The sequence below is a fragment of the Streptomyces europaeiscabiei genome (genome assembly GCF_001550375.1).
GTDB lineage: Bacteria > Actinomycetota > Actinomycetes > Streptomycetales > Streptomycetaceae > Streptomyces > Streptomyces europaeiscabiei.
Genome location: NZ_LRTR01000074.1, coordinates 1 through 6155, shown reverse-complemented (window position 1 = coordinate 6155; position 6155 = coordinate 1). Strand labels below are relative to the sequence as shown.

General features: G+C 71.8%; 7 protein-coding genes. 6 read left to right on the top strand and 1 reads right to left on the bottom strand.

What is annotated here, in order from left to right; genetic code table 11:
- Together AWZ10_RS03205 and AWZ10_RS03200 are read left to right on the top strand one after the other, a co-directional pair.
- Positions 1-285 (top strand): response regulator transcription factor (locus AWZ10_RS03205; protein WP_167365914.1); only part of this gene is annotated, 285 nt, incomplete at its 5' end.
- Positions 286-370: 85 nt separating this feature from the next.
- Positions 371-1561 carry a cytochrome P450 family protein gene (locus AWZ10_RS03200; protein ID WP_046709806.1) on the top strand — a complete coding sequence of 397 codons (1191 nt, stop codon included), beginning with the start codon at positions 371-373 and terminating at the stop codon, positions 1559-1561.
- A gap of 416 nt (positions 1562-1977) precedes the next feature.
- Here AWZ10_RS03200 and AWZ10_RS03195 read toward each other — a convergent pair whose 3' ends face one another.
- Positions 1978-2988, bottom strand: a complete 1011-nt coding sequence (locus AWZ10_RS03195) for a Gfo/Idh/MocA family oxidoreductase (RefSeq protein ID WP_046709068.1) — start codon at positions 2986-2988, stop codon at positions 1978-1980.
- Between the two features lie 129 nt (positions 2989-3117).
- On the opposite strand from AWZ10_RS03195, the gene AWZ10_RS03190 reads away from it, so the two are divergent.
- The 4 genes from AWZ10_RS03190 to AWZ10_RS03175 all read left to right on the top strand — a co-directional run.
- Positions 3118-3855, top strand: a complete 738-nt coding sequence (locus tag AWZ10_RS03190; protein ID WP_173531678.1) for a GntR family transcriptional regulator — start codon at positions 3118-3120, stop codon at positions 3853-3855.
- A 167-nt stretch (positions 3856-4022) separates the two neighbouring features.
- The gene (locus AWZ10_RS03185; RefSeq protein WP_046709070.1) at positions 4023-5168 is read left to right on the top strand and encodes an ROK family glucokinase; all 1146 of its coding nucleotides are present in this window, start codon (positions 4023-4025) and stop codon (positions 5166-5168) included.
- Entirely contained in the window at positions 5165-5746 is a 582-nt protein-coding gene (locus AWZ10_RS03180; protein WP_046709071.1) for a hypothetical protein, read from the top strand. The genes AWZ10_RS03185 and AWZ10_RS03180 overlap by 4 nt, the downstream gene beginning before the upstream one ends.
- A gap of 141 nt (positions 5747-5887) precedes the next feature.
- Positions 5888-6155: hypothetical protein (locus AWZ10_RS03175; protein ID WP_159058201.1), on the top strand; the 268-nt coding region annotated here is incomplete at its 3' end.

Sequence of the window (6155 nt, the reverse complement as noted above, 5' to 3'; positions counted from 1 at the left end):
CTCATGGCACAGGCCGCCGGCAGCGCCCCCGACACCCGCCGCACCACCGCCCGTTCCCGCGTCGCCGCCCTCAACGACCGCGAACGCGAGGTCGCCGTCGCCGTCGGCCGGGGTGCCTCCAACGCCGAGATCGCCGCCGAACTCTTCATGAGCGTCGCCACCGTCAAGACCCACGTCTCCCGCATCCTCGCCAAACTCGACCTCAACAACCGAGTGCAGATCGCCCTGTTGACGTACGACGCGGGGCTGTTGGAGGACGACGGGCGCCAGGACGGCGGGCGCTAGGGGGACAGGCACGGCCGGAGGGCCGGGGGCTGGGAGCGGGCACTTCTGGGTGGACCCGGGCGTTGTACGGGCGAGGGGGAGACTCATGGGACACACGCAGGTGATCGATCTGGGGGAGTACGGGCCGGGGTTCACCGAGAACCCGCATCCCGTCTACGCCAAGCTGCGGGAGCGCGGCCCCGTGCACCGGGTCCGGCTGCCGAAGCACGACGCACACCACGAGGTCTGGCTCGTCGTCGGGTACGAGGAGGCGCGGGCGGCGCTCGCCGACCCCCGGCTGTCGAAGGACGGCTCGAAGGCCGGGGTGACCTTCCTCGACGAGGAGCTGATCGGCAAGTACCTGCTGGTCGCCGACCCGCCCCAGCACACCCGGCTGCGCGGGCTGATCGCCCGGGAGTTCACCGGACGCCGGGTCGAGCGGCTGCGGCCGAGGGTCCAGGAGATCACCGACTCGCTGCTGGACGCGATGGTGCCGCAGGGCCGCGCCGACCTGGTGGAGTCGTTCGCCCACCCGCTGCCGCTCACCGTCATCTGCGAGCTGCTCGGTGTGCCCGAGTTCGACCGGGCGGCCTTCCGTAAGCTGTCCACGGAGGCGGTGGCACCGACCAGCGGTGAGAGCGAGTACGAGGCCTTCGTTCAACTCGCCGCCTATCTGCGCGAGTTGATCGAGGACAAGCGGTGCTCCCCGCCCGCCGACGACCTCCTGAGCGCCCTGATCCGGACGACGGACGAGGACGGCGACCGCCTGTCGCCCGAGGAACTGCGCGGTATGGCGTTCATCCTCCTCATCGCCGGCCACGAGACCACGGTCAACCTCATCACCGGCGCCGTCCACGCGCTCCTCACCCACCCGGGGCAACTCGCCGAGGTGCGGGCCGACATGAGCCTCGTCGACGCGGTCGTGGAGGAGACCCTGCGGCACGAGGGCCCGGTGGAGAACGCGACGTTCCGCTTTGCCGCCGAGCCGCTGGACATAGGCGGCACGGCCATCGCGGCGGGCGACTCGGTGATGATCGGCCTGGCCGCCGCCGACCGCGACGGCAGCCGCTACCCCGCCCCCGACCGCTTCGACCTCCACCGGGACACCCGCGGCCACCTCGCCTTCGGCCACGGCATCCACTACTGCCTCGGCGCACCCCTCGCCCGCCTGGAAGCCCGCGTGGCCCTGCGAGCCCTCCTGGAGCGCTGCCCCGACCTGACCCTCGACGGCCCACCGGGCGACTGGCTGCCGGGAATGCTGATACGGGGAGTACGGAGCCTGCCCCTGCGCTGGTGAGGGTGTTCTCTTGCCCCCGCCGCCCCTACCCGCCCCCTCCCCGGAGGGCACCCCGGACCCCCGAGTTCTGCCCGGCGGGGACGAAGACGCCTGATCGGCCTGAAGCTCCCTCGACGGTGAGGGGGCGCCTCGCCGGGGTCGGGTGAAGCTGCCCCCGCGGGGGCAGACGGTGTCTCGGCAGTGCCGAGAATGCCCCGGTGCGGTGCGGTGCGGTGCGGTGCGGTGCGGTGCGGTGCGGTGCGGTGCGGTGCGGTGCGGTGCGGGCGGGGCTCGGACACCTCGGCCCCGGGGCCGGGGCGCGCCCCCGCTTTTCAGGGGCGCGGGGAACTGCGCGACCGGCCGCGACGCATCCGAGTCCGCGGTACCACGCGAACCTTCCGGACCGGGGCGGAGGAGCCTACGGGCCGGGCCCGGGGCTACTCCCGGCCGCCCGGAATCTCGCCCAGGTTCACTGGCCGGTGCTCCAGCCGGGACAGTTCGCACGCCTCGGCGACCCGAAGGGCCTGAAGCGCCTCACGGCCGTCGCACGGGTTCGCCCGCTCCCCCCGCACCACCTCGACGAACGCGGCGATCTCGGCCTCGTAGGCGGCGGCGAAGCGCTCCAGGAAGCCGGTCCACGGCTTGTCCGCGGGCGGTGGCCCCTTCGGTTCCGTGGACGCGACCGGCGTACGGTCGTCCAGCCCGACCACCACCGTGTCCAGCTCCCCGGCCAGCTCCAGCCGCACGTCGTACCCGGCCCCGTTCACCCGCGCCGCCGTGGCCGTGACGAGCGTGCCGTCCTCCAGTGTGAGCACGGCGGCCGCCGTGTCGAGGTCGTGCGCCTCCCGGAACATCGGGTGCCCGGCGTCCGACCCGGTGGCGTACACCGTGGCGACCTCGCGCCCCGTCACCCACCGCACGATGTCGAAGTCGTGGATCAGGCAGTCCCGGTAGATCCCGCCGGACACCGGCAGGTACTCCGCGGGCGGCGGCGTCTGATCGGCCGTGAGCGCCCGTACGGTGTGCAGCCGGCCGAGCCGGCCCGCGCGTACCGCCTCCCGCGCGGTGACATAGCCGGAGTCGAAGCGCCGCTGGAAGCCCATCTGCAGCACTGTCCCGGCCGCGTCGACCTCGGTCAGCGCGCTTAACGTGTTCGGCATGTCCACGGCGATGGGTTTCTCGCAGAACACCGGGAGACCCGAGCGTGCTGCCCGACCGATCAGTTCGCCGTGGGCCGAGGTCGCGGCCGTTATGACCACGGCGTCCACACCCCACGTGAAGATCTCGTCCACGCCCGGCGCCACTGTCTCGCCGAGGCGATCCGCGAGGTCATGGGCCCGAGCAGGATCGACGTCCGTGATGATCAGAGAGCCGACATCACGGTGGCGGCTGAGCGTGGTCGCGTGAAACGTCCCGATGCGACCCGCGCCGATAAGTCCGATGCGCATGAGAAACAAAGTGGGGTCGCACCTGCCGCTGTGTCAATGCTTTGTCCGGACAACCGAACTACGCAACTTCCCGTCAACAAGCACCGGGGCTACGCTCGGCCCGTGGTGAAACCAGAAGTGGCTCCGACCGTGTCGCTCCAGCTCAGCGTCGACCGCAGCAGCCCGGTCCCGCTGTACTTCCAGCTGTCACAGCAGTTGGAGGCCGCGATCGAGCACGGCGAGCTGACCCCGGGCAGCCTGCTGGGCAACGAGATCGAGCTGGCCGCACGCCTCGGCCTGTCCCGTCCGACCGTCCGCCAGGCCATCCAGTCCCTGGTCGACAAGGGACTGCTCGTACGCCGCCGCGGCGTGGGCACCCAGGTCGTCCACAGCCAGGTCAAACGCCCCCTGGAACTCAGCAGTCTCTACGACGACCTGGAGGCCGCCGGCCAGCGCCCGGCCACCCGGGTCCTGCTGAACACCACCGTCACCGCCTCCGCCGAGGTCGCCGCCGCCCTGGCCGTCGCGGAGGGCGGCGAAGTCCACCGTATCGAGCGACTCCGTCTGGCCCACGGCGAACCGATGGCCTACCTCTGCAACTACCTCCCCACCGACCTCCTCGACCTCGACTCACCCCAACTCGAAGCCACCGGCCTCTACCGCCTCATGCGCGCCGCGGGCATCACCCTCCACAGCGCCCGCCAGACCATCGGCGCGAAGGCGGCCACCCCGGACGAGGCCGACCGTCTGAGCGAGCCCGAGGGCGCCCCCCTCCTGACCATGCAGCGCACGACGTTCGACGACACGGGCCGAGCGGTGGAATACGGCACCCACATCTACCGGGCGTCCCGCTATTCGTTCGACTTCCAATTGCTGGTGAGGGCGTAAGGAATGTCTTTCGGGCCCGCAGCGCCCCTGGGAAGGCGGCGCAGCCGCCGCAGAGGGGCGCGGGGAACTGCGCGACCAGCCCCCACTCACCCGCACCCGAAAAACAACCCATGGCACCCCCCGCCCCCACGCCGCACCCAGCGGAGCGTTAAGGCAGAATCGGCCTGATGAGCACTTACCGCGACTTCACCCACCGCGGCTCCGCGCGGGCCACCGTCCTGCGGACCGTGGGAACGCGCGAGCGCCGCTCCCATCTGACGGCCCCCCGCGTCCCCACCGTCGGCATCGACATCGGCGGCACGAAGGTGATGGCGGGCGTCGTGGACGCCGACGGCAACATCCTGGAGAAGCTCCGCACGGAGACCCCGGACAAGTCGAAGAGCCCCCAGGTCGTCGAGGACACCATCACGGAACTGGTCCTGGACCTCTCCGACCGGCACGACGTGCACGCCGTCGGTATCGGCGCCGCCGGCTGGGTGGACGCGGAACGCAACCGCGTCCTGTTCGCTCCCCACCTGTCCTGGCGCAACGAGCCGCTGCGTGACCGCCTCGCCGGCCGGCTCGCCGTGCCGGTCCTGGTCGACAACGACGCCAACGCCGCCGCCTGGGCCGAGTGGCGCTTCGGCGCCGGCCGCGACGAGGACCACCTGGTCATGATCACGCTGGGCACCGGCATCGGCGGCGCGATCCTGGAGGACGGCCAGGTCAAGCGCGGCAAGTTCGGCGTCGCGGGCGAGTTCGGTCATATGCAGGTCGTGCCCGGCGGCCACCGCTGCCCGTGCGGCAACCGCGGCTGCTGGGAGCAGTACAGCTCAGGAAACGCCCTGGTCAGGGAGGCCCGCGAACTCGCGGCGGCCGACTCCCCGGTGGCGTACGGGATCATCGAGCACGTCAAGGGCAACATCGCCGACATCACCGGACCGATGATCACCGAGCTGGCCCGTGAGGGCGACGCCATGTGCATCGAGCTGCTCCAGGACATCGGCCAGTGGCTCGGCGTCGGCATCGCCAACCTGGCCGCCGCCCTCGACCCGTCCTGCTTCGTCATCGGCGGCGGCGTCTCGGCCGCCGACGACCTGCTGATCGGCCCCGCGCGGGACTCCTTCCGCCGTCACCTCACCGGCCGCGGCTACCGCCCGGAGGCCCGGATCGCGCGCGCCCAGCTCGGACCCGAGGCCGGCATGGTGGGCGCCGCCGACCTCGCCAGACTCGTCGCCCGCCGCTTCCGCCGTGCCAACCGGCGCCGGGTGGAGCGGTACGAGCGTTACGCGCGGTACGTGGAGGCCCGCCGCACCACTCAGGACTCCGCGTGACCGCCTCGGTGCCGCGCCAGGGCTCCTCCCCGGAGGAGCCGGAGCGGCCCGCCGAGAACCGCCGCCACAGGAACCGCCGCCGGACGATCACCCTGTCGATCATCGTGCTGCTCATCGGCGTACCCGCCGGCTACCTGGTGATCTCCGCCAACCAGAGCCGCGACAGCGGCAAGGACAAGGAGGAGAAGTACTCGGCGACCGGCCTCACCGCGCACTGGCCCTCCCGGGTCCAGCAGCGCCTCTACCAGGTGCCGATCCCGCCGTACTCCAAGCACGTCGCTTACTACGAGACGAACAACTGGAAGACCAGCCGCCTCTACGTGCAGTTCTATACGAGCAACGAGGGCCTGGAGAGCTTCCTCAACCAGATCGGCGTCGGCACCGGCGACCTGGACGAGGGCGAGATCGCCATCGGCACCCGGGACCGGCGGATCGTCGGCTGGAACTTCACCGGCACCGGCCCGTGGTACGGGCTCGTCAAGGACCGGAAGAATCCCCAACCCACCCATGACATCGTCGTGAACCGGTCCAACCCGGACCATCCGATGGTGTACGTGGTGTCGCGAACCGTGCCTTGACCAGGAAGTATCCCGGTCCGCTCGGGCTCGCGCGCGGTCGCCGGGGCCGATTGTCAGACCCCGCCCGTAGAGTCGGAGACAGCTGATCGGAGCCGCACAGGAACGGCTCGTCCGACCGAAGGGCGGGAGGTGACCGGACGTATGCGGGACATGGCTGTACCCGAGGCCGACCCGGCCGTGCCCGCACGGACGGCCGTCCCCGTCCGGCTCGCCGCCGTCTTCCTCCCGGCTCCGCTGCCCCGCCACAGCCGGTTCGCGTTCTGGGACCCGGCGGGCGGCGAGCCGCCGCCGGGAGACACCGAGGACCTCACGGTCGTACGGCAGCACGGCTCCGGAGCCCGCAGAGGCACCGTCCCCGCCCTGTGCCTGCCGGTCGGCGAAGCCCTCCCCCTGCTCACCCGCGCCCGCC